The sequence below is a fragment of the Streptomyces sp. NBC_01622 genome, from assembly GCF_045209635.1.
Classification (GTDB): domain Bacteria; phylum Actinomycetota; class Actinomycetes; order Streptomycetales; family Streptomycetaceae; genus Streptomyces.
In genome coordinates, this window is record NZ_CP109293.1 from 1,255,889 (window position 1) to 1,278,653 (window position 22,765).

Annotated in this window: 23 protein-coding genes; 8 read left to right on the forward strand and 15 right to left on the reverse strand. The window is 70.2% G+C overall.

All coding sequences use genetic code 11. The features are described 5' to 3' along the window. Positions 1-12: 12 nt before the first annotated feature. Both OH768_RS05775 and OH768_RS05780 read left to right on the forward strand, forming a co-directional pair. Entirely contained in the window at positions 13-993 is a 981-nt protein-coding gene (locus tag OH768_RS05775; RefSeq protein ID WP_406465151.1) for an ABC transporter ATP-binding protein, read from the forward strand. A 131-nt stretch (positions 994-1,124) separates the two neighbouring features. After that, complete coding sequence (locus tag OH768_RS05780; RefSeq protein ID WP_406450700.1) at positions 1,125-1,589, forward strand: DUF5990 family protein; 465 nt, start codon at positions 1,125-1,127, stop codon at positions 1,587-1,589. 7 nt (positions 1,590-1,596) lie between these two features. Here the strand turns inward: OH768_RS05780 and OH768_RS05785 are convergent, their stop codons facing one another. The 3 genes from OH768_RS05785 to OH768_RS05795 form a co-directional block, all read right to left on the reverse strand. Continuing rightward, the gene (locus OH768_RS05785; RefSeq protein WP_406450702.1) at positions 1,597-3,327 is read right to left on the reverse strand and encodes an LCP family protein; all 1,731 of its coding nucleotides are present in this window, start codon (positions 3,325-3,327) and stop codon (positions 1,597-1,599) included. A gap of 187 nt (positions 3,328-3,514) precedes the next feature. Continuing rightward, a complete protein-coding gene (locus OH768_RS05790) occupies positions 3,515-5,497 on the reverse strand; it encodes a hypothetical protein (RefSeq protein WP_406450704.1) in 1,983 nt (660 codons plus the stop codon). Between the two features lie 135 nt (positions 5,498-5,632). Next, a complete protein-coding gene (locus OH768_RS05795; RefSeq protein ID WP_406450706.1) occupies positions 5,633-6,511 on the reverse strand; it encodes a helix-turn-helix transcriptional regulator in 879 nt (292 codons plus the stop codon). Positions 6,512-6,657: 146 nt separating this feature from the next. Here OH768_RS05795 and OH768_RS05800 point away from each other — a divergent pair, with 146 nt between their 5' ends. Further along, complete coding sequence (locus OH768_RS05800) at positions 6,658-7,551, forward strand: SDR family NAD(P)-dependent oxidoreductase (RefSeq protein WP_406450708.1); 894 nt, start codon at positions 6,658-6,660, stop codon at positions 7,549-7,551. 45 nt (positions 7,552-7,596) lie between these two features. Here the strand turns inward: OH768_RS05800 and OH768_RS05805 are convergent, their stop codons facing one another. From OH768_RS05805 to OH768_RS05835, 7 genes are all read right to left on the reverse strand, one after another. Further along, a complete protein-coding gene (locus tag OH768_RS05805) occupies positions 7,597-7,929 on the reverse strand; it encodes a hypothetical protein (RefSeq protein WP_406450710.1) in 333 nt (110 codons plus the stop codon). Next, complete coding sequence (locus OH768_RS05810) at positions 7,904-8,185, reverse strand: hypothetical protein (RefSeq protein WP_406450712.1); 282 nt, start codon at positions 8,183-8,185, stop codon at positions 7,904-7,906. Before OH768_RS05810 ends, OH768_RS05805 begins: the two co-directional genes overlap by 26 nt. A gap of 66 nt (positions 8,186-8,251) precedes the next feature. Continuing rightward, positions 8,252-9,943 carry a serine/threonine-protein kinase gene (locus OH768_RS05815; RefSeq protein WP_406450714.1) on the reverse strand — a complete coding sequence of 564 codons (1,692 nt, stop codon included), beginning with the start codon at positions 9,941-9,943 and terminating at the stop codon, positions 8,252-8,254. 111 nt (positions 9,944-10,054) lie between these two features. Beyond that, positions 10,055-10,930: a PhzF family phenazine biosynthesis protein gene (locus tag OH768_RS05820; protein WP_406450716.1), complete on the reverse strand. Its 876-nt coding sequence runs from the start codon at positions 10,928-10,930 to the stop codon at positions 10,055-10,057. A gap of 87 nt (positions 10,931-11,017) precedes the next feature. Continuing rightward, positions 11,018-11,458 carry a VOC family protein gene (locus OH768_RS05825; RefSeq protein ID WP_406450718.1) on the reverse strand — a complete coding sequence of 147 codons (441 nt, stop codon included), beginning with the start codon at positions 11,456-11,458 and terminating at the stop codon, positions 11,018-11,020. A 125-nt stretch (positions 11,459-11,583) separates the two neighbouring features. Further along, positions 11,584-12,054 carry a VOC family protein gene (locus OH768_RS05830; protein WP_406450720.1) on the reverse strand — a complete coding sequence of 157 codons (471 nt, stop codon included), beginning with the start codon at positions 12,052-12,054 and terminating at the stop codon, positions 11,584-11,586. A 105-nt stretch (positions 12,055-12,159) separates the two neighbouring features. Further along, positions 12,160-13,266: an FAD-dependent monooxygenase gene (locus OH768_RS05835; protein WP_406450722.1), complete on the reverse strand. Its 1,107-nt coding sequence runs from the start codon at positions 13,264-13,266 to the stop codon at positions 12,160-12,162. A 109-nt stretch (positions 13,267-13,375) separates the two neighbouring features. Here OH768_RS05835 and OH768_RS05840 point away from each other — a divergent pair, with 109 nt between their 5' ends. Beyond that, positions 13,376-13,996, forward strand: a complete 621-nt coding sequence (locus OH768_RS05840; protein WP_406450724.1) for a TetR/AcrR family transcriptional regulator — start codon at positions 13,376-13,378, stop codon at positions 13,994-13,996. A 78-nt stretch (positions 13,997-14,074) separates the two neighbouring features. Here the strand turns inward: OH768_RS05840 and OH768_RS05845 are convergent, their stop codons facing one another. Next, positions 14,075-15,637 (reverse strand): esterase, encoded by a 1,563-nt coding sequence (locus tag OH768_RS05845; RefSeq protein WP_406450726.1) that lies wholly within the window; start codon positions 15,635-15,637, stop codon positions 14,075-14,077. A 39-nt stretch (positions 15,638-15,676) separates the two neighbouring features. Next, on the reverse strand, positions 15,677-15,829 hold the full coding sequence (locus OH768_RS05850; RefSeq protein WP_406450728.1) for a hypothetical protein: 153 nt from the start codon (positions 15,827-15,829) through the stop codon (positions 15,677-15,679). Between the two features lie 545 nt (positions 15,830-16,374). Here OH768_RS05850 and OH768_RS05855 point away from each other — a divergent pair. Beyond that, the gene (locus tag OH768_RS05855; protein WP_406450730.1) at positions 16,375-17,481 is read left to right on the forward strand and encodes a sugar ABC transporter substrate-binding protein; all 1,107 of its coding nucleotides are present in this window, start codon (positions 16,375-16,377) and stop codon (positions 17,479-17,481) included. 183 nt (positions 17,482-17,664) lie between these two features. Here OH768_RS05855 and OH768_RS05860 read toward each other — a convergent pair whose 3' ends face one another. Further along, positions 17,665-18,090, reverse strand: coding sequence for a hypothetical protein (locus tag OH768_RS05860; protein ID WP_406450732.1), 426 nt, complete (start codon positions 18,088-18,090; stop codon positions 17,665-17,667). A gap of 6 nt (positions 18,091-18,096) precedes the next feature. Beyond that, complete coding sequence (locus OH768_RS05865; protein ID WP_406450734.1) at positions 18,097-18,243, reverse strand: hypothetical protein; 147 nt, start codon at positions 18,241-18,243, stop codon at positions 18,097-18,099. Between the two features lie 97 nt (positions 18,244-18,340). Here OH768_RS05865 and OH768_RS05870 point away from each other — a divergent pair, with 97 nt between their 5' ends. Both OH768_RS05870 and OH768_RS05875 read left to right on the forward strand, forming a co-directional pair. Next, entirely contained in the window at positions 18,341-19,510 is a 1,170-nt protein-coding gene (locus OH768_RS05870; RefSeq protein WP_406450736.1) for an MFS transporter, read from the forward strand. A gap of 160 nt (positions 19,511-19,670) precedes the next feature. Further along, positions 19,671-20,486, forward strand: a complete 816-nt coding sequence (locus OH768_RS05875) for an SAM-dependent methyltransferase (RefSeq protein ID WP_406450738.1) — start codon at positions 19,671-19,673, stop codon at positions 20,484-20,486. A gap of 28 nt (positions 20,487-20,514) precedes the next feature. Here OH768_RS05875 and OH768_RS05880 read toward each other — a convergent pair whose 3' ends face one another. After that, positions 20,515-21,420 (reverse strand): helix-turn-helix domain-containing protein, encoded by a 906-nt coding sequence (locus OH768_RS05880; protein WP_406450740.1) that lies wholly within the window; start codon positions 21,418-21,420, stop codon positions 20,515-20,517. A gap of 252 nt (positions 21,421-21,672) precedes the next feature. Here OH768_RS05880 and OH768_RS05885 point away from each other — a divergent pair, with 252 nt between their 5' ends. Further along, positions 21,673-22,764 (forward strand): sugar ABC transporter substrate-binding protein, encoded by a 1,092-nt coding sequence (locus tag OH768_RS05885; RefSeq protein ID WP_406450742.1) that lies wholly within the window; start codon positions 21,673-21,675, stop codon positions 22,762-22,764. Position 22,765: the final 1 nt, after the last annotated feature.

The window sequence follows — 22,765 nt, forward strand, 5'->3', positions numbered from 1 at the left end:
ACAACGACAGAGGTGCTGCTGCGCGCCTCGGACGTCACCAAGCACTATCCCCTGCGTGCGGACGGGCTCTCCCGGCACCGCAGAGTACTCCGTGCCGTGGACGGTGTGTCGTTGGAGGTGCGCGCCGGTGAAACGCTCGGCATCGTCGGCGAGTCGGGCTGCGGCAAGTCCACGCTCGGCCGCTGTCTGGTACGGCTCACCGAACTCACGGGCGGCCGGGTCGAGTTCGACGGCCAGGACATCAGCACCCTGTCCACGCGGCGGCTGCGTCCCGTACGTCCGGGGATGCAGCTGGTGTTCCAGGACCCGCAGGCCTCGCTCAACCCGCGTCGCCGCGCCGGGGACATCGTGGCGGAGCCGCTGCTCGTGCACCGGTACGGCGACGGGGCCGCCGTGCGCCGTCGGGTCGCGGAGCTCTTCGACGTCGTAGGCCTGGCGGTGGCCCATCTGGACCGCTATCCGCACGAGTTCTCCGGCGGTCAGCGGCAACGCATCGGTATCGCACGGGCGTTGGCGACAGACCCGAAGCTGGTCGTCGCCGACGAACCGGTGTCCGCGCTCGACGTGTCGATCCAGGCGCAGGTGTTGAACCTGTTCGCCGACCTGCAGGAGGAGTTCGCGCTCACCTACGTCTTCATCGCGCACGACCTCGGGGTGGTCCGGCACGTGTCGGACCGGATCGCGGTCATGTATCTCGGCGAGATCGTCGAACTCGGCGAGACGGAGGCCCTGTACAAGGAGCCGGCCCATCCGTACACGCAGGCGCTGTTGTCGGCCGTCCCGGACATCGACGACGGAACGCTCACCGAGTCGGCGCCCCGGGAGCGCATCGTCCTCACCGGCGAGGTGCCCAACCCGGTGGACAAGCCGACGGGGTGCCCGTTCCGTACCCGCTGCCCGTACGCGCGTGAGCGCTGCGCCGTGGAGCGCCCGGTACTCACCCTGACGGCCACCGGCCGCCGGACCGCGTGCCACTACCCACTGGCCGGCTGACCAGGTGAAGATGATCCGGCCGCCGGCGCCTCGCAGGCGTGGATGCCCAGCCGTGCGCGTCGGCCGTCCGCAAACGGACCGCGACGGCCGCACGGGGAACTTCGGTCGGCGGACCCGGCATGATGGCCCGTATGCGCATCCGTATCGACGCCGTCGACCTGCCCGGCCGCACCTTCGCCGCCCCCGCCGACAGCCCCGTCCCGGCGTACGGCGACGTGCACGTCGCCGTGCAGCGCCGGGACCGGCCGGCCGAACTCCTCGACCCGCAGCCGGGGGACGGCGCGTCCGCGACCTGGACGCTGGAGTGCGCGACGGAGGCCACGCCGGACGGAATCGTGGTCAAGGGCCCTTATGTGCAGCACCGGTTGGGCCGCCGGTTCGTCTATCTGTCGTGGGGCACGGTGGACGGGGACGGGGTCTTCACGATGTTCCGGCGCGCCAAACTCATGCTCGACTCCGTGCCCGCCGACGTCCTGGCCGCCGCCGCGAGCGAAGGCCTGCTCGTCGGCCGTCTCGGTCTGAGCGACGCGAACGGCGGCCCGTTGTGCGCGCGGGTGGATCCTCCGCGTATCACCTGGACCGCCGCCGCGCCCTAGCCGTGGGTCAGGACGCCGAGTCCTTCTTGTTCGTCGCCGCCCGGTACGCCTGGGTCGGGGTCATCGCGACGCCGTTCAGGCTGACCGTCTTGTAGGTGCTGACCTCGGCGCACTTCGACTGGTCGGCGGTCGCGGCCTTGGCGTTGCTGGTGGCCGCCTTGGTGTCGGCCGGGGCCGGGGACGAGGAGCCGCCGGGGAGTGTCGTACCGCTGGGCCAGTCCGTGCCGATCACGAGCGTCAGGCCGGTGCCGGTGCCCTGCTTGACGTGCGAGGAGGCGAGGCCGATCGCCTTGGCCACGGTCTGGGCCTCGGCCTTCTGTCCGGTGCCGTAGGTGAGGGTGGTCGTGGTCGCGCTGACGGAGGCGTTGCCCGTGGTGGTGCCGGAGCTGAAGCCGCCGTCCACCAGGCCGGTGGCGACGGTGGAGGCCCGGCCGCTGATGCTGGTGCCGTTCTCCACCGTGACGGCGATCTGCGCGGCCGGTACGGCGGCTGCCGTGGCGGTCGCGGTGGCCGCCGCCGACTTCTTGCCGGACGAGCTGGTCAGCGACTGGTCGTTGGCGATCGTCGCGAACAGGCTCTTCGCGGCGGCGGCGGGCACGACCCGGTCGGCGTTGGCCGGGTCGGCGCCGGTCTGCATCGTGGTGAACGTCATGCGCTTCGTCGGCACCTTGTCCAGGTCCGCGGCGAGCCCGATGAGCTTCTTGACGGTGCCGAGGCCCGTGTCGACCGTGAGCGCCTTGGTGGCGGCGTCGGCCAGGTTGTAGACCGCCGAGGGGTTGGTGAGAGTGCCCGCGCTCTTGAACTTGCGGATCATGGCGCTGAGGAAGATGTGCTGGGAGACGGTACGGCCGAGGTCGCTGCCGTCGCCGAAGCCGTGCCGGGAGCGGACGAACTCCAGGGCCGCGGTGCCCTTGAGGGTGTGGGTGCCCTTGGCGAGCTTCAGGTGCGAGTAGGTGTCGTAGACGTCGGCGTCGACGCACACCGAGACACCGCCGACCGCGTCGGACATCTTCACCACACCGGAGAAGTCCATCTGCACGAAGTGGTCGATGGTGATGCCGGTGAGCGCGTGCACGGTCTTGACCTGGCATTCCTGCCCGTACTGGAGCGCGCTGTTGATCTGCCCGTAGTAGCCGGACGTCGACTGGCCGCTCTTGGGGTCCTTGCAGGCGGGGACCTGGGTCATGGTGTCGCGGGGGATGCTCATCACGGTGGCGTTGGAACGGTCCGCCGAGATGTGCACCACCATCTCCACGTCCGCGTTGCCGTTCCCGGACTGCACACCGGTCGTCGAACAGCCGCCGCCGAGCTTGCAGTCGGTCGAGCTGGACCGGGCGTCGCTGCCCATCACCAGGAGGTTGATCGGCGTCCGGCCGAAGGCGTCGGCCTTCTCCTTGCCGCCCGCCCCGTCGTCGATCGGGACGCTGTTGATGTTGCCGTTCAGGTGCTCGTAGAACCACCAGCCGGCGCCCGCGGTCACCATGATCAGCGTCGACAGGGATATCGCGGTGATCTTCAACACCCGCCTGCCGCGCGGGGGCTGCTTGCCCCGGCGGCGCGAGGCGGCACGTCCGGCCGCCCGGGATCCGCCGCGCGGCGCCTGGCGGGCCGCGGCGCGGGCGGCGGCCCGGCCGCCGGTGGGCAGCGGCTCGTCGGCCTCACCCGATCGCGGTCTGGGCACCCCTCGTGTGCGACTGCGCGTGGCGTGTCCCACGGGGCCGTCCCCGAGGTCGGTCATCTGGCACTCCCACAAAACGGTCGGGCCGTTCAGGCCGTCGGTGCTGCGGCCAGAGGCGCGCGGCCATGTCGGGTCGGACGAGGCGGGGTTCCCGTCTCGCTTGCGTGGTTGCGCAATATAACAATCTCAGATGAGAACACCGCAGGGGCTTTCTCATTTACGGACTTTCATTTTGCGTCAAGGTCGGTCAACTGGTCGGAATGCGGGCGGTGGTGATGGTCATCGGGGTACCGGTGACCGCGATCAGATAGAAGCGCGGATGCGCGCCGTCCGGCACCCGCCGGAGACCGCCGGGCGGCTTCACGACATACGTCGCCGACGCGTGCGGGGCGAGGGACTCCGGGCCGCCGGAGGCGGTCCACCAGCCGGAGGCGCCCTGCCCGAGGCGGCTGGCGAAGTGGGGAGTGAGCCGGGTGGCGGTCGTGTTGACGACCCGGGCGACGAGCTGGGTGATGTCACGGTGCCCGGAGCGCTCCACGATGTCCGCCGTGACGTTCATGCGCAGCGGCGGCGGACTGGCCGCGGCGATCGTCACACACACGACGGCGGGCGCGAAGAGCCCTGCGGCGAGCACGGCCCGCGCCGGGCGTGCGGTCAGGTGCGGGATGCGGGGCTGCCAGGCCGAGGCGAGCGCGGAGGCGGGGACGGTGGCGGCAGCCGCGAGCCACAGCGGGGTCATCATCAGGAAGTAGCCGTCCTGGGACCGGGTGGCGAGGTAGAAGCTCAGCCAGGGCAGCACGCTGATCGCCGGGCCGAGCCGCCGCACGAAGAGCAGCGTGGCGGCGAGCAGGCCGAACAGGAGCAGGAGACTGCCGTAGGAGTAGTAGTCGAGGTGCCTGCTGCCGGCGGTGAAGTAGTACGAGATCCCCATCAGGCCCTGGCCGTGCAGGATCGCCTTCTGGGTGATCGGGAGCAGCAGTCCGTGCAGCCAGGCGGAGAAGTCCTCGGCGGCGAAGTAGGCGTTGATCGCGGCCCAGGTCAGTGCGGCGGTGCCGGTGTAGCGGGCGACCACGCCGAGGGCGAGCCGGGGTCGTGTCCGCAAAGTCCCGTCGTCCGCCCGAAGGGCGGGTCCCGCGGCGTCCGGTGCGTGCTCTCGGCGTGCCGGGCGGAAGTCCTCGTACTGGTTGTACGTGGGCTTTTGTCCGGTGCGGCGAGTGGGGGCACCTCCCACGCCCTTAGGGCAGTGGGGGAGCGTGCCGGGCGTCGCGGGGCTGGGGGTACCCCCTCTGGGGGAGGGACTTTGCGGACACGGCCCAGGGCCGAGGTCGCCGCGGCGGACGGCGTAGAGGCCGACGAGGAGGAACGGCGTGAGGAACCAGGCGAGTTGCTGGGTGGCGCAGGCCGCGCCGAGGCAGAGGGCCTGGAGCACTCCGGGGAGTCCGAGCCGGCCGCCGGCTCCGGTGTCGGGCCACCTGACCACCACCGGGATGAGCAGGACCAGGGCGAGGACGGCCGGGTAGCCGGAGTAGGCGTAGCCGGGCAGGAAGCCGAAGCCGAGGCACACGGCGGTGGCGGCGGACCGCCAGGGGGCCGGGAGCAGCAGCCACAGCAGGACGGCGCCCGCGAGGAGCGCGCCGGTGGTGACGAGGGTGGCGGCGGCCGTCGAGTGGACCATGGCGTGCACGGGGGCGGCGAGCAGCGCGGTCAGCGGCGGGTAGCCGTAGGTGTAGTCGGCGCCGCCCGACATGGTCTTGGTGACGCCCACGGACGAGGAGTCGAAGAGCCAGGGCCAGGGCTGGCCGTAGACGGGGTGGCCGTGCAGGATCTGGTTCGCGGCCTGCGCGGTGAGCACGCCCTCGTCGGTGCCGGCGTGGTTGAGCCAGTAGCCGCAGAGCACCAGCGCGACGGCAAGCAGCAGGACGCCGACGTCGACCCTGGTCAGGGCGCGCCGGGTGCGGGTGGTGAGGGCCAGGACTCCGGCGACCAGGATCCCGGCGTAGCAGACGGAGATGATCCCGGCGACGGGCGGGTGGGAGGTCATCGCCCTCGTCCAGGCGTCGCGGGTGCCGATGAACAGGCTGATCGTGGCGATCAGCGTCATCCCCCGGTGCAGCTGCTGCGGCGCGGCGGGCCCGGTGGTGAGCGGCCGGGTCAGCGGCGGCCCGGCGGTGGCGGGCGCGTCACGGCGCCGCAGTCGCAGACCGCCGCCGGCGCGGGGACCGTCATCCATGGCGTCCTTCTCCTCCTCGTTCCGCCCTCGTCGGCCGGCGGTTCATGCCGGGGCAACCCCTACTACATGTCGTAGAGGTGAAAGGAGCCGTCGAGGTTCACCAATGGAAGGGAAGAGCTGGGCAAGAACCACGGATCACCTCGGGCCGGGTCCAGGTGCCCGGTCGGCGGTGAAACGGTCGGTGCCGAGCACCGTGAGCAGAGCGAGCTTCTCGTGGTGTTCCGTGCCCGGGGTGGCGGTGAAGATCAGCAGTGACTGGCCCTGGTCCGGTTCGAGCAGGAGCTGGCAGTAGAGGTCCAGCCGCCCGACCTGGGGATGCACGAACCGTTTGGTCTCGCTCCACCGCAGGCCCACCTCGTGGCGCTCCCACCAGCGGGCGAACTCGTCACTGCCGCGCAGCAGGACGTCCGCCAGGTCCGCCGCCGGGGAGCCGGGCCCGTCCCGGGTGACGGTCGAGCGCAGCAGCGCGGCATTGGTACGGCTGTTGTCGTCGCGGTCCTCCGGGTGGTACCGCTCACGCTCTGCCGGGTCGGTGAACCAACGGTAGGTCGCACTGCGGGAGTTGCCGGTGTACCGGGTCTGCTCGCCGAGCAGCGCGACCGCCGACGGCGTCTGCAGCAGCGTCTCGCCCAGCGGGCCCATGACCTGCGCGGTGGTACCGGCCAAGCCGTCCATGACGCGCATCAGTCCGGGGCTGACATGCCCGACTCGTAGGTCACGGCGGGCTGTTCGGTAGCCGGCGAGCAGGAACAGGTGATCGCGTTCGTCCGTGGTCAGCCGCAGCCCGCGGGCGATGGCCGCGACCATCTGCTCCGACGGCTGCGGCCCGTCGCCGCGTTCCAGCCGGGCGAAGTAGTCGGCGGACATGGCGCACAGCTCCGCCACCTCCTCCCGGCGCAGGCCCGGAGCACGCCTGCGCGGGCCCCGGCGCAAGCCGACGTCCTCCGGCTGCAGGGCCGTACGACGGGTGCGCAGGAACGCGCCGAGGGACGAGCGGTCGAACGTGTGGTCCATGACCCCATCGTTGGCGATCCGGCGCGGCTTATCCACGACCTGCGAGTCAGTGGTTGCGGAGGTCCTTCCGGCGCCCGTGGCGCGGCGCGTTCACTGGCGGTGCGAGCGCGGGTCACCGCGCACCACCGACAACGGAGCCAAGTCCCATGAGCAGCATGACCAGTTGGACAGCGAACGACCTTCCCGACCTGACCGGCCGTACGGTGGTGATCACCGGGGCCGGCCGCGGCCTCGGTCTGATCGCGGCACGTGAACTCGCCCGTGCCGGTGCCCATCTCGTGCTGGGCGTACGCGACACCGATGCCGCCCGCCGAGCGGTCGCCGGCCTGCCCGGCGCCTTCGACATCCGCCCGCTCGACGTGTCGGACCTGACCTCGGTGCGCGCCTTCGCCGACGCCTGGTCCGGCGGCATCGACGTCCTGATCAACAACGCCGGTGTGATGGACATCCCCGCCGCCCGCACCGCCGACGGCCTCGACCTGCAGACCGCCACCAACTACACCGGCCCCTTCCTGCTGACCACCCTGCTGCTCGACCACATCACCGACCGCGTGGTGCATGTCACCAGCGAACTGCACAAGCAGGGCAGGATCGACCTGGCCGACCTCGACTGGCGGACGCGCAGGCACAACGGGATGCAGGCCTACCAGGCGTCGAAGCTCGCCGTCGTCCTCTTCTCACTGGAGCTCCAGCGCCGGCTGACCGCCGCCGGCAGCCCGGTCCGCTCGGTGCTCGCGAGCCCGGGCATCGCCCGCACCGCGCTGGCGGCCCACTCCCGGTCGAACGTCGTCAACCGGTTCACCTTCCTCACCAACACCCCGGAGCGCGGCGCGCTTTCGCTGCTCTACGGCGCGACGCAGGACGTCCCCGGCAACTCCTACGTCGGCCCGGACGGCCTGGGCGGCTTTCGCGGCTCCCCGACCGTCCGCCGCCAGGGCAAGGCGGGACTCGACCCGGTCATGGCCGGCCGGTTGTGGGAAGCGACGGCCGGCCTCGTCGGGGCCGCTTCGTCGGCAGGATCGTCCAACGACCTGTCGTAGCAGGCGAGTTGTCGTACGGCGCCGGTGTGCCGCCAACTGCCCTGCTCAGCACTGCTGTTCGTACCGGAGGCCGCCGAACCGACCGGCGGCGATGTCCTCCCGGGCGCCCACGATCAGGTTCATGGTGAACACGTTGTAGTCGATCGCCTGCCCCGGCAGTTGCGCGAGGAGCACGGGACCGCCCGCGTCCGGTGCCATGTCCCACGGGTCGGAGAACCCGCCGAGCTGCACGCAGACTCCGGGACGGTGTCCGCCGAAGGCCCTGTCCAGGACTGCCTCCTCGAAACGGTCCAACGCCTCCTCGGCTCCCTCGCCGTCCAGGAACGCGTCGAAGTGCGGCCCCTCTGCCCCATCACTGTCGAGGGTCGGTCCGGCCACGGGGCAGGGCCGCGCAGTCGACGCTCAGCACCAGCGGCTCGCGCCCTTCGGGCCAGTCCACCCCGTCCGGCAGCGCGGGAAGTCCGCCCGTCCACGCGGCCGGGCGGGCCGACTCCCGCTGGGACACGGGCACTTCCTGGTGCTGCACCAGGCACAGGCACGGTCGGACCCGGGCCGTCAACTCCCGTGCTACGGGGCCGGGAACGCCGTACTCGGCGGCCGTCTCCAGGACGATCCGCTCGTCGATCGATGTCATGCCGGCGATCGTGCCATGGGGCACCGACACGTCATGAACTGTCGGTCGGGCCAGCGGTACGAACCGTCAACTCGTCGGCGGTTCGGCCGCGATGAAGCGCTCGAAGCCCGCGTGGAAGGCCGTGCCGCGCGGGTAGGTCGCGCTGTAGTGGAAGGCGGCCACCCCGCAGCCCCGCGCGTCGAAGGCGGCGCCGGTGTACGAGGCGACCCGGGTGCCGTTGACGGCGAGTTCCACCTTGATCCGGCCCGCACCGGCCGACGAGCAGGTCATCGACATGTCGACCTCCTGCCCGGTCTCCACTTCCAGGCCCAGGTCCGCGAGGTTGACCTCGACGACCCGGTCGTGCTGGAAGGCTCCCTTGTACCTGAACTCGCGCACGATCAGGGCTTCCTGATCTGTCGTCAGATAGGTCGCCCAGCGGGAGCCCTTGCGGAAGTCCCCCGAGCCGTCGCACCACAGCCCGACCCCGCCCTCGCCGCCGTACCACTCCGTCTGGGTGCTCAGCCGTACCGCGAACGACGACGGCTCGAAGGGGGCCTGCGGCCACACCTCCAGCTCTGACTTGGGATCCACCAGCATGGTCCCGCCCTTGTGCGTGATCTTCGCCAGGGTCGGGTCCTTGTACGACCAGTCGCCCGAGTCGGTCAAGTCGTCGGTGTACGTGAGGGGTTGGGGGCTCGTGGAGCTCCCGGAGCCGTGTGTCTGCGGGCCGTTCTCCGTCGCCGATCCTCCCGAGGTGGTGCTGAGCACGATGGCGAGCAGCACGGCCACCGCGGCGCTGCCGGCCGCGAATCCCCACAGGCGTAACTGTTTGGCACTTCTGCCGGGGGCGGGAACGGGGTCGGGGCCGGATTCAGGACCGGAGCCACTGCCTCCGACGCCGTGTCCGGGTGGTGGCATACCGGTCTCCGTGCGCGCGCCTTCCGTCGCCTCCACCGCTTCCGCCACTTCCGCGGCTTCCGCCACTTCCGCGAGCCGGGTGATGAGTTGGGCGGCGGTGGGGCGTTCCGCCGGGTCCTTGCGGAGGCAGTCGACGATGGCCGAACGGACCGGTTCCGGTACCGCCGTGAGATCCGCGTCGCGGGTGGACACGGCGACCAGCACCTCGTAGTCGCTCTCCCCCTCGAAGGGATGTCTCCCCGTGGCGGCGAAGTAGAGCGTGCCGCCGAGGGAGAACACGTCGGTGGCGCTGGTGACGCGGAGCGATTTGACCTGCTCGGGCGACATGTACGCGGGCGAGCCGAGCACACTGCCCGGTGTGGTGAGCGCCGACTCCAGCAGGCGGTCGTCACGGGCGATACCGAAGTCGATGATCCGCGGTCCGTCCGGGGAGAGCAGGATGTTGGACGGTTTGATGTCCCGGTGCACGACACCCGCCCGGTGCACCTGTGCCAGCGCGTGTGCGACGGCCAGCGCCAGGGACTGCAGCCGCCCCGAGGACAGCGGGCCACCCGCGGTCACATGCTGGTGGATCGTGGGGCCCGGGACGAACTCGCTGACGATGTACGGATGCCGGCCGGTGAGGTCCGCGTCGAGGACCCGGGCCGTGGCCAGCTCACCGACCCGGCTCGCGGCGCCGAACTCCCGGCGCACCCGGGCGAGCGCGACCTCGTCGTACTCCTTGCCCGGCAGCAGGAACTTCACCACGACCTGCTGCCCCGCCCGGTCCCGGGCGAGCCACACCACGCCTTGTCCGCCGCGGCCCAACTCGCGCTCGCAGACGTACCCACCCACCGACAACTGCATTCGCGGATCCATGTCCACGCCCCCAGCCCCGCCCCCGACATGGCTGTCGTTCAGCGTATCGGCTCGCCGGTCACCGAACACCGGGGACGGACGGACACGTGCACCGTCATGACGGCCGGCGCTTCAGCCGATGCGTGCTCCCGCGCCGCCGACGCGGACGCGGGGGTCGCCCGCGCGCAGCGTCACGGTGAGTTCGCCGGGGCGCCCCAGGTCCTCGCCCTGGCGCAGAGTGAGGACGGTGTCCTCGGGGACCAGGCCGAGGTCCCGCGCGTACGCGCCGAACGCGGCGGCCGCCGCGCCCGTCGCCGGGTCCTCGACGACGCCGCCGACGGGGAAGGGGTCACGGACGTGGAAGACCGTGGCCGACTCCCGCCACACCAACTGGACCGTGGTCAGGTCCAGTTGGTGCATCAGGGCTTCGAGGCGCCCGAAGTCGTAGGCGAGATCCGCGAGTCGGGCGCGGGTCGCCGCCGCGAGCACGAGATGGCGGGCACCGGCGAAGGCGATACGGGGCGGGAACGCGGGGTCGAGATCGGCTCGCGGCCAGTCGAGCGCGGCGAGCGCCTCGTCGAGGTCGGCGTCGGCGATCTCCTCGATGTGCGGTTCGACGCTGGTGAGTGTGGCCCGGAGCGTCCCGTTCTCCTCGGTCACCTCCACCGGTACGGTGCCCGCGCGCGTCGCGAACACCAAGTCCCCCGTGCCTGTCCGCTCGGCCAGCGCGACGGCGGTCGCGACGGTGGCGTGCCCGCAGAACGGCACCTCGGCCTTGGGGCTGAAGTACCGGATGCGGTACGACCGCCCGTCCGGACCGCCGAGGTCCTCCGGGGGCGCGGTCAGGAACGCGGACTCCGAGTATCCGAGCTCGGCGGCGATGGCCAGCATGTCGCTGTCGGCCAGGGCGGTGGCGTCCAGAACGACGCCGGCGGGGTTTCCGCCGGACGGATCACTGGAGAAGGCGGTGTAGCGCAACACCTCGGGCCGGGGCGCGTTCGTCGTCATGGTTGTGGCAACGCGGGGCAGGCTCCCGACCATTCCCGGACATGGGTGAGGCGATCGCAGGTCAGGCGTCCCTTGTCGGATTCGCCCTCAGCCCAGTTGCTCGGCCAGTCCGACGATGATGCCCTCCGGGCCGCGGACGTAGCAGAGGAGATGGCTGTCCTCGAACCGGGCGATCTCGCCGACGAGTTCGGCGCCGTGCGGGCGCAGGCGGGCCACGGTGTCCTTGATGTCGTCGACGGCGAACATGACGCGGTGGGTGCCCAGGATGTTGTGCGGCCGGTTGCGCGGCCCGTCGCTGATCGCCTCGGGGCTGCGGTACTTCGCGAGTTCGAGCCGGCTGTGGCCGTCCGGGGTCCGGACCATCGCGATGTCGCAGTGGACGCCGTCGAGTCCGGTGCACTGGTCGGCGAAGAGGCCCTGGACCTCCCCCCTGCCCTCCAGTTCCATACCGAGTTCCACGAAGAACGCGATGGCGGCATCCATGTCCTCGACGACGATGCCGACGTTGTCCATCCGCTGAACCGCCATGATGGCTTCTCCCTCTTCCTTGTGCGGCCGGTGGCGACCGCTTGCTGTCCCTGGGACGGAGTCGGTGGCCCGTTCTCGACATTCGCGGACCACCGAACTCCGAAAGAGGGTTCTGACTTCTCGGGTCAGGCCCGGGCGTCGGCGTCCTGCGCTGAGGCGGCGAACTCCTCGGGGCCCTGCTCCGCCGCCGCCGGGTCCATCCACATGACCTGCCAGCCGTGGCCGTCGAGGTCGTAGAAGCTGCGTGAGTACATGAAGCCGTAGTCCTCGGCGCCGTCCACCTCGGTGCCGCCCGCCGCGAGTGCGGCGGCGCTGACCGCGTCGACCTCGTCGCGGGAGGACACGCTGAAGCAGTAGAGCGCCAGAGTGTGCGTGGTGGGATCGGCCAGCGGCAGTTTCGCGAACTCCGCGAACTTCTCGCGGGTGAGCAACATGACGAAGGCCTGCTCGCCGACCAGCATGCAGGTGGCGGTCTCGTCGGTGAACTTCGGGTTGAAGCTGAACCCGAGCTTGGCGAAGAACGCCTTGCTGCGCTCCAGGTCCACCACGGGGATGTTCAGGAACAGCATGCGGCCGGGGTGCGCGGGAGTGGTCATGATGGGTCTCCGGTCAGTGGCTCGATGGTGTACGTCGTGGTGGACCGGCCCCGTCGGCAAAACTCATCGGTGGCGCTCGACCCCGGTCGCGGCCCGGTGCCGCGATCAGGTGGCGACGGCCTGCAGCCGTGCGTTACGCGCGTCGATCGCTTCCCGTGTGGAGGGCACGATGAGTTCGCCTCCGTCGGTGACGCTGTTCTGGGCGAACTCGACGTAGGGGCGCTGGCGTTGCTCGTAGCGCTCGAACGCCACCGTGTGATCGCCGCCCGCGGCTTCGAGTTCCTCGGCCAGGAAGTGCGCGCCGCTGAGGGCCAGTGAGGTGCCGCGGCCGGAGAGCAGGGCCGCGCAGTGTGCGGCGTCGCCGGCCAGGGCGATACGGCCCCGGTGCCAGGTGGGCAGGTGGATCTGGCTGACGGAGTCGAAGTAGAACTCGGGATCGGCGCGGACTGCGTCGAGCAGCTGCGGGATCTTCCACTCGGTGTGTCCCGCGAAGGCGTCCAGGAGGATCTTCTTCTGGGCGTCGAGGTCGCGGTGGTCGTAGTCGAGGAGCCCGGAGCGGAAGAGGAACACCCCGAACGCCTTGTTCCTGTAGCGGGCGATGCTCGCCAGGTGGCCGGGGTAGTTGTACAGCGGGCTGGTCCGGTCGGCCCGGGCTTCGGCGGGCAGGTCGGTGAGGGCGACATAGAGGCCCAGGTGGCGCAGGTGGTCGCGTTCGGGTCCGAAGGTCAGGCGGCGGGTGACCGAGTGCAGGCCGTCGGCACCCACGACGAGGTCGAAGCGTGCGGCGCGGCCGGAGACGAAGTGGACGTCGACGCAGTCACCGTCGTCGGCGAGCGCGTCGACGGAGTCGCCGAAGACGATGTCCGTCGACGCCGGGAGTGCGGCAGCCAGAGTGTGTACGAGGTCCTCGCGTGCGATCTCGATGTCGTCTCCGGAATCGCTCATCTCCTCGACCGGCAGCCGGGCGGCCACGGAACCGTCCGCATGGACGAACACCCCGTGCTCCGCCATCCGGATGCGCTGTTCACGGATCGTGGGCAGCAACCCCATCCGGTCGGCGCACTCGATGGCGTGGCCGCGGACGTCGATCGGGGCACCGCTGACCCGCAGGTGGGCGGCGCGTTCGACGAGGGTCACCTGGTGGCCGCGGGCGCCGAGTTCCAGTGCCGCGGCTAAGCCGGCGACGCCGCCGCCGGAGACGAGGATGTTCACGGGAGTCCTGTTCGGGTGATTGCGGGGGGACTGGGGGAAGCGCGCATCCAAAAGCGTCAATCTGTTGCGTTAAAGCTAACACGTCAATCTGTTGCATTAAGGTGGAGGGGTGACGGAGACCCGGAGGCAGGACACGGACGGCACGCCTCGGCCGGTGGCCGCGCGGCGGCCGGGGGGCCGTACCGCCCGTACTCGCGCCCGGATCCTGGAGGCCACCCTGCACCTCGTCGCACGGGACGGCATCGCCGGTCTGCGCTACGAGGAGATCGCCGAGCTGGCCGGAGTGCACAGGACGAGCGTCTACCGCAACTGGCCCGACCGCGACGAGCTCGTGACCGCGGCGCTGCTCCAGTACTCGGGCACGGTGGAGCTGGAAGACACCGGGGACCTGCGCCACGACCTGGTCGACTATCTGGTGGCGCTGGCCGAGCTGCTGTCCACGACGACCGGCCGCGCCATGCAGCGCGTCATCCAGTCCGCACGGGAGAACCCCGAGGTCGCCCTTCCCGTCGACCGGATCTTCGAGCGGCGCCTGGGCCGCCTCCAGCAGGTCGTGGACCGTGCCGTGGCACGCGGTGAACTGCCGCCGGTCGACGGCTACTTCCTCGCCGGGCTGCTGACCGGCCCGGTGCACCTGTACGTCAGCCGCGGCCTGCGCCCCTTCACCCGCGCAGAAGCGGAGAGAATCACGGACGTGGTCCTGGCCGGGCTGCGGCACACAGCCGGCTGACTTCCGCCGCCGGCGACACACGGCCGGGTGCCTGACCGACGCTCGTCGGCCAGGCACCCGGTGTGTCCGAACTGCTCGTCACTTCTTGACGACGGACTCCACCCAGCTGATGAAGTTGGTCGTCGCGTCACCGGTGCGCTCGGCCATGGTGTGCGCCATTGCCCACACCGTGGCGAAGTCGACGTCGCGGATGCCGTAGTTCCGCAGGGCCAACTGGAGGTTGATCTCGGTCGTGTTGCCCGTGTCGCCCTGCATGATGCCGGTGCGGATGCGCCAGTGCCGCGCCACCTTCGACTGCCGGTAGCCGGCGAAGGCGGGCGAGAGGAAGTACAGCGGGTTGTAGGCGTCGCCCCGCCAGGCCATGTCCTTGCCGACGCCGTCCTTCTTCGCGAAGTCGCTGTCGTACGCGGCGGCGCCGTAGGCGGAGTCCCAGTCGGAGTACGTGGCGTACGTCGTCTCGTTCGCCTTGACGACGTCACGGGTGAGCGGCGCGAAGTGGGACGGGGCGCCCAGCCCCATCGCGAAGACGCTGTTCTCGCCCTGCCCGCGGGAGTACCCGTCGAACGCGCCGACCGGCTTGTTCGCGTTCTTCTGGCTGTTGACGAAGCCTTCGAGGCCGGACACCGTCGCGGTGTTGGTCGTGGCGTCGTAAGTGACCCATGTGCCGGCGGTGTTGAGGTAGGCGATGTAGTCGGCGACCGTCTCGTACGTGGTCGAGGTCCCCGTCTGGCCCGATCCGGGCGGGCCGCCCTGGGTCGTGATGGTGTACGGGAAGGTGTTGTCCGACAGGAAGTTGTTCAGCGAGGTGGTGATCACCTCGATCAGGTGGTCGTAGTAGCTGCCGGCCAGGTACGTGCCGCTGCTGGACTCGGTCAGCTCCAGGCGCCTGCCGTGCTCGTCGCGCAGCCCGAGGCGGTTGAGGTACTTGGGCCAGGCCTTCGCGAGGTCGGCCGAGTACGCGCTGGTCCATGTGGTGGACGCGCGGGTGCCGGTCGAGGCGAACTGGCCCATGTTCCACTCGTAGGACAGGTTGGCCTCTGCCAGGTTGGTGATCGGGCACCAGGCCATGACGCCCGCGACCGCGTCACTGAGGGGGCGCCCCTGGGCGTCCTCCATCGCCGCGCCGATCGTCCGCAGGTACGGGTGGTACAGGGGGCTGTCACCGGAGGTGCCCGCCACGGTGTCCTGGGCGCCGCCGCCGCTCATGCCGAACAGGACGATGTCGTCCGTACTGCCGGGCAGGACGCTCTCGTTGTACCGGAGGAACCGGACCGCGGCCTTCAGGTCGGCCACGCCCCAGGGGGCCGCGTCCGAGCGGGTGCTGGTCGAACTGTCCCGGCCGCGCAGGCCTGGCCACACGTAGACGAGCCCGGCCGCGAGGTACTGCGACACGCTGCTGTAGCTGTACGACGTGGCCGGCGCCTGCTGGGCGTAGCCGGGGGTGTTGACTGGGATCACGATCGGCGCCGTGCTTCCCGAGTACTGGCCGACGGTGCCCTTCCGGTTGAGCTTCGCGGTGTACGTGGTGCCGTCGCTGTTCGCGGTGGCCGTCAGATAGGCACCCGGCACATAGATCGACAGGTTCTCGTAGTCCGTCGCGGCCGGGTTGGCGACGTACACCTTCCCGATCTGGTAGTACACGTCGTTGGCCGCGTCGTACGACCAGGCGGTGGAATCGAACTACAGCGAGTGCGCCGAGGACGTGCTCGGCGAACTGCCCGACGACGAGGTGGCGGCGAAAGCCGTGCCCGCCGTGCCCTCGGCGATTCCGAACGCGGTCATGGCCGCGACGCCCGTGGCGCTCCGGATCACAGTTCTGCGGTTGACGTCCACCCGTGGACCTCCTTGTACAGCTGGTTGCGTGGTCACAGCCGTACGCGCCCAGCGCCTCGGCGACAACGCGGGCAGGTTGGGCCGTGCGGCTCGGTCGCGTCCCAGACTGTCGGTCGAGGCCCAGGATTGTTGACAATTTCGATGATAATTTTGTTAGAAGTTGGGCCCGCGGGATGCCTGCAACCCCTCCGCCCGACCGGAACGGAGCGAGGGTGCGCGTCGTCCTTTCCTCGGCACCGTCACGGACACGGCCGAATCAAACCGGGTCACCGAAGCCGCCACAACCTCTCTCCGTGATCACCACCACGTCCACATCAAGGAAGTGCGACGGTAACGGCCGGAGACAGGAATCACACAGGCGAAGGAGCCCCTCCCGGCCGCGGAGGCCGTATCGACGCCTCCCTGCCCCCGCAGGCGCATGGGCCGTATCCCCCTGCCCGGCGGCTACTCCTCACGGGACATCAATGACCACCGAAAGCCACCCTCGCTCCCCTCGCACTCGAAAGGCGCCCTACGTGAATGCTCCTGCCCTTGGTGGAATCCCCATGCGTCAGCTCGCGGCAGTCCTGACCGCCTCCGCGTCCGCGCTGGCACTCACCGCGTGCGGCGTCATCGACGGAGTCGGCGGAAGCGGCAGCTCCGCATCCCCCGAGAAGGGCGACGACATCACGGTGGGGCTGCTCCTGCCCGACAAGGACACCGCGCGCTTCGAGAGCTTCGACCACCCCGTCATCAAGAAGGAGGTCGCCGCCCTCACGCACGGCAAGGGCAAGGTCGTCTACGCCAACGCCGAGGCCAGCCAGGACAAGCAGAGCCGGCAGTTCCAGCAGATGGTGGACCAGAAGGTCGACGTCATCCTGGTGGACGCGCTGGACGCCAAGGCCATCGCCCCGGACGTCCAGAAGGCCAAGGACGCGGGCATCCCCGTCATCGCCTACGACCGGCTCGCCCAGGGCCCGATCGACGCCTACGTCTCGCACGACAACGAACTCGTCGGCGAGATCCAGGCCCGCGCCCTCATCGACGCGCTCGGCAGCAAGGCGGCAACCAGCAAGATCGTCATGATGAACGGCGACCCCGCAGACACGAACTACGCGAAGTTCAAGGAGGGTGCCCTCGGCGAACTGAAGGACAGGGTCCGGATAGCCAAGGAGTACGACACGGCCAAGTGGTCACCGGCGGTCGCCAAGGCGAACATGAAGAAGGCGATCAAGGCCATCGGCCTCGACAACATCGCCGCCGTCTACGCGGCCAACGACGGCCTGGCGGGCGCCGTCATCGACGCACTCAAGGAGGCGGGCGCCACCACGATCCCGCCGGTGACCGGCCAGGACGCGAACCTGGACGCGGTGCAGCGGATCGTCTCCGGCGAGCAGTACATGACCGCGTACAAGCCGTTCCTGGAGGAGGCCACCCGCGCCGCGGAGATGGCGGTGTACAAAGTCCAGGGCCGCGACATCCAGTTCGACGCGCTGACCCGCGACACGGTCGACAGCCCCACCAAGAAGAAGATCCCCGCGATGCTGGTGCCGGTCGTCTCCCTCACCAAGGACAACATCAAGGACACGGTGATCGCGGACGACATCTACTCCGTCAAGGACATCTGCACCCCGAAGTACGCGGCGGCCTGCGCCGCGATCGGCCTGAAGTAGCGGCCACGGGCCGTCGGACGAGCGCCGGCAGTTCCGCGAGGGGATCCGGTTGAGGCCGGCCGAGCGGTTCGCTGCGGGTGGGCCGAGTTCGGCGATCGCGAAGGAGTTACGGGTCGGCGTCCGGTCGGTACAGCGGTGGACGCTGTCGAGGATCAAGACGGTGATCGGCCGAAAGCGGACCCGCTACCGACGCGGCGAGGAGCACATCGCGCGGTTCGTCGACGAACTCGGGGTCGGGCAGGCCCACCCGGCGGAGCTCCTCTCCCAGTGAATCCGCTTCCCTGACGGCCCGAGGGCCCGGGTCACACCCGCCCTCGGCCCGCCGTCATGCCCGGCCGCCGCCGACGGCTCCTGCCGCTGGAGCTCCTCCGCCTCAGGCAGCCCGCTCGTGCGCAGGCGGGGCAGCATTCCCGGCGCGGCGAGCCCCGGCAGTTGGAGTCGCCACAGCGCGGAGATCCGAGCGGGCAGATCCTGTCTGTTGGTGTAGGCCTGCGACATCACCTGCAGACCGGTGAACGCGCCGACCAGCGTAGAGGCGACCTCCGTCATGTCCGTCCCCGGCAGCAGCTCCCCCTGCTTCTCGGCCTGTCGCAGGAGTTCCTCTATCACCGTGATCTACAGTGCGCCCCGGGTGAGACCTGCCCTGGCGAGGATCTCGTTCGTGCTCGCCGAGCCCCGCGGATCGCGCATCATGTCGGCGAAGTCGCGGGGTCCGCAGACGCCCTCCGGGAAGGGCACCACCGTCCACCGAACCGCGCCCACCCTGCGAGCCGGCGCCCGGCGACCCCTTGCTCCGGTCTCCTCCCCGCCCTAGCCTCAATTTGTGCCGCAAATAAACAAACCCCGAACGCACAACGCCGTGCCGGGCACCCCCACCGACCTCGCCCGGCTCCGAGCCGTCCTCACCGCCTTCTTCGCCCTCGACGGCTTCATCTTCGCCGGATGGGTCGTCCGCATCCCCGCCATCAAGGAGCAGACCGGCGCCTCCGCCGGCACCCTCGGCCTCGCCCTCCTCGGCGTCTCCGCCGGTGCCGTCATCACCATGATGCTCACCGGCCGCCTCTGCCACCGCTACGGCAACCACCAAGTCACCGTCGCCTGCGCCGTGTTGCTGTCCCTCAGCGTCTCCCTCCCCCCGCTCACCCACTCCGCACTCACCCTCGGCCTCGTCCTGCTGATCTTCGGCGCCGCCTACGGAGGGATCAACGTCGCGTTCAACAGCGCGGCGGTCGAACTGGTCCGGGCCATGCGGCGGCCGATCATGCCCAGCTTCCACGCCGCGTTCAGCCTCGGCGGCATGGTCGGCGCCGGCCTCGGCGGGCTGGTCGCCGGCACCCTGACCCCCACGCAGCATCTGTTCGGTCTCACGGTGCTCGGCCTCCTCGTCACCGCCCTGATCGGCCGCCCCTTGCTCCGCCTGCAGCCCCCGGCACCACACGAGGACTCGCCGAAGGAGGAGGCCGCGCCCCGCCGCCTGAACACCCGCACCCGCGGCCTCGTCGTCACCTTCGGCCTGATCGCCCTCTGCACGGCCTTCGGCGAAGGTGCCCTCGCCGACTGGAGCGCCCTGCATCTGCAGCAGGACCTCGACGCCACGGCCGGCGCCGCCGCCATCGGCTACTCCTGCTTCGCGCTGGCCATGACCGCCGGCCGGCTCAGCGGCACCCGGCTGCTCGAACGTCTCGGCCGGACCCGCACCCTCGTCGCCGGCGGCACGACCGCCGCCGTGGGCATGGTGCTCGGCGCGCTCGCGCCCACCCTGTGGGTGGCCGTCCTCGGCTTCGTGATCACCGGGCTCGGCCTCGCCAACCTCTTCCCCGTCGCCGTCGAACGCGCCGGCACCCTGGCCGGCCCCGACGGAGTCGCCATCGCCTCGACCCTCGGCTACGGCGGCATGCTCCTGGGACCGCCCGCCATCGGCTTCATGGCGGACTGGTATTCCCTGCCCGCCGCCCTCACCAGCGTGGCCGTCCTCGCCGCCACGGCCGCTCTCATCGGATTCCTCACACGGCACGCGGCAGAACGTTGACTCCCGTTCACTTGGGGTGGCAAACAAGCCAACGGACGGCCGAACAAGGATGGTTGGGACCGGCGGGGCGCATGAGTCGAGCCGTGGGGGAATAACGTGGGCCTCCACGACCGGTGTTCGACGGTTTCGTGGCTCTCACCACGTACACACAGGAGTGACCATGACGGACGAGGCAGCCAGCTCCGAGCAGGAAGCGCTCTCCAAGTTCGATACGACGGTGCCGCAGTCGGCCCGGATCTGGAACTACTGGTTAGGGGGCAAGGACAACTACGAAGTGGACCGCGTCGCCGGTGACGCCTTCCGCGAGATCTTCCCCGGTATCGAGACCGGGGCCCGCGCCGCCCGCTACTTCCTCGCCCGCGCCGTTCGTCATCTGGCCGCCGAGGAGGGCATCCGGCAGTTCCTGGACGTCGGCACCGGGCTGCCCAACGTGGACAACACCCATGAGATCGCCCAGCGGGTGGCCCCCGAGAGCCGCATCGTCTACGTCGACAACGACCCGCTGGTGCTGGCACACGCCCGCGCCCTGCTCACCAGCACCCCGGAAGGCGTCACCAACTACGTCGACGCCGACCTGCGCGACCCCGAGACCATCGTGCGGGAGGCGGCGAAGACGCTGGACTTCGACCAGCCCGTCGCGCTCATGCTGATGGGCATCCTGGGCCACATCGAGGACTACGACGAGGCCCGCTCGATCGTGCGGCGACTGGTGGACGCCCTGCCCGCCGGCAGCTACTTCGTGCAGTACGACAGCACCAGCACGAGCGAGGCGTACGTCGACGCCATCCGGCAGTACAACGAGGGCGGTTCGATCCCGTACATCCTCCGCAGCCCCGAGCAGATCGCGGGCTTCTTCGAGGGTCTGGAACTGCTCGAACCGGGCGTGGCCTCGTGCTCGCGCTGGCGTCCCGACGACAGTGCCTGGGGCCTGCCCGCGGAGGTGCACCAGTACGGCGGTGTCGCCTTCAAACGCTGATCCCGCCCGTCTCGGCCCATGTCCCGGCTCAGGTCTCCTGAAGGATGCGATGCAGGATCGTCGGAGTCTCCTCCGGCGATTCCGCCTCGACCACCAGGCGGTTCATGACGTCCCAGTAGCACTCGATCTCGTTCGGCCGGTCGGGATAGAGGGCGGTGACGCGCTGTTCGAGGTAGACCATGTCGGGCAGCCGGCCGCCGGGCAGCCGCAGGATCGTCACCGGACCGGCTTCCCCGGCGTGGCCGCCGGCGACGAACGGCATGATCTGAACGGTGACTTGAGGGAGCCGGCAGATCTCGATGAGATGCCTCAGCTGGGCGCGCATCGTACGGACGCCGCCCACCGGGCGGCGCAGCGCCGCCTCGTCGATCACGGCCCAGAGCTGCGCCGCCGGCCGCCGGCGCAGGATCCGCTGGCGGGTCATCCGCAGCATGACCCGCCGGTCGAGCTCCTCGCCGCGAGCGTCCGAGTGCGCGAGCCGCAGGGAGGCGCGCGCGTAATCGGGGGTCTGCAGCAACTGAGGAACGCGCTGGACCTCAAAGCAGCGGATGAGGCTCGCCGCCTGTTCGGCCCCCAGGTAGGCCTGCGCCCAGGTGGGCACCACATCGTTGAAGTACTGCCACCAGGCAGGGGCGTTGGCCTCCTCGGCCAGGGTCAGCAAGGTGGCGCGCTCGCCCTCGTCCCGGACGCCGTAGAGCGTGAGCAGGTCGGTCACGTCACGCAGTTTGAATCCGTGCCGGCCGGCTTCGAGCCGGCTGATCTTGGACCTTGATGCGCGGATGACCTCGCCTGCCGCCGTACGGGAAATCTGCCGCGCTTCCCGCAGCTCGCGCAGCCGCGCGCCCAGGACCAGACGCGGCACCATGGGGCCGGCCGAACGGCCGTCCAGGAGTGCGCTGTCGGGCGGTGTGGTTAAGACCTCGTCGGAACCCATGGTCGATCTCCCTGCGGTGCACGCGACGTTGTGTGGGAACGAACGCTACGGCCAGTCATCTTAAGGGCAGTTGGCTGTCAACTCGCCGCGCTCAGAAGTTTGCTTTCCTATACGATTTTTCGGATCAGTGGGCGTCTTGAGGACCAGAGATGCCCTCATCACCGCCTGCCGTTGCCGCAACCCTTGACGCACAAGGGTTCCTGCCCCACGATCGCCGCATCCATTTCCTATTTGATTTGGCGAGGGTCGGGCATGCGCTTCCCAACGAGATCCGTCCTGCCCGGAGTTGTCGCCGTCGTGCTGCTCGGCGCCGGGACGACGGCCTGCACCTACCGCAACTCGGGTGCCCAGTCCGGCGGTTCGGCCTCGTCGGCCCCGCGGACGGGCGGCGGCGCCGACCTCGTGGACGGCTCCCGGACCAAGGTCGCCCTCGTGCCGGGCGGCGCCCACCCCTACTTCCAGCCCTGGAAGACCGCGGGCGCCGCCGCGAAGAAGACCTACGGCCTCGGCGCCGTAGCCTTCGACGAGACGGCGGAGTGGGACCAGCAGAAGCAGAACAACCTGCTGTCCACGCTGGCGGCGCGCGGCTACAACGCGTTCGGGGTGTTCGGCGTCTCCCCCACCGACATCAACTCGACCTTCGCGGACCTCAAGTCGCAGGGTTTCCCGGTGGCTTCGCTCGGTTCCTGCCCCGCCGGCGACAAGGACGAGGCGGACTTCTGCCTCTCGACTGACGTCCAACTCGCCGCCTACAAAGCCGCGAAGGCGGCGATCGCGGCCATGGGCGGCCACGGCGTCCTGGTCCATCTGACCGGCAACAACGTCGACGCCAATACCCAGTTGAGGATCAAGGGCGTGGCCCGGGCCGTGCGGGAGACGGGCGGCAAGGTGAAGCTCCTGCAGACCATCACCGACATCGACACGGACCTGCAGACCGCGCAGAAGGCGGTGTCCGACCTGATGGCGGCCAAGGGCGGGCAGATCACGGGCATCGTCGCCACCGCCTACAACCCCGCCGTCGCCGCGGCGGATGTCGTCAAGTCGTCCGGTTCGAAGGCGAAGGTCATCGCGATCGACGACGACGCCAAGATCCTGAGCGGCATCAGACAGGGCACGGTCACGGCGACCGTGGTGCAGAACCCGGTCGGCCAGGCCGAGATCGGCACCTGGGCCCTGGCGCTCCTGCAGACGAAGCAGTGCTCCGTGCGCGAGCCCGGCGTACGGGTGGACTCCGGTTCGTTCGTCGTCGACAAGGCGAACGTCTCGGCCTACGACACCGCGCGGCAGGCGAAGACGGCACAGCTGAAGCAACAGTTCGCCGACGAGATCCTCACCTGCGACTGAC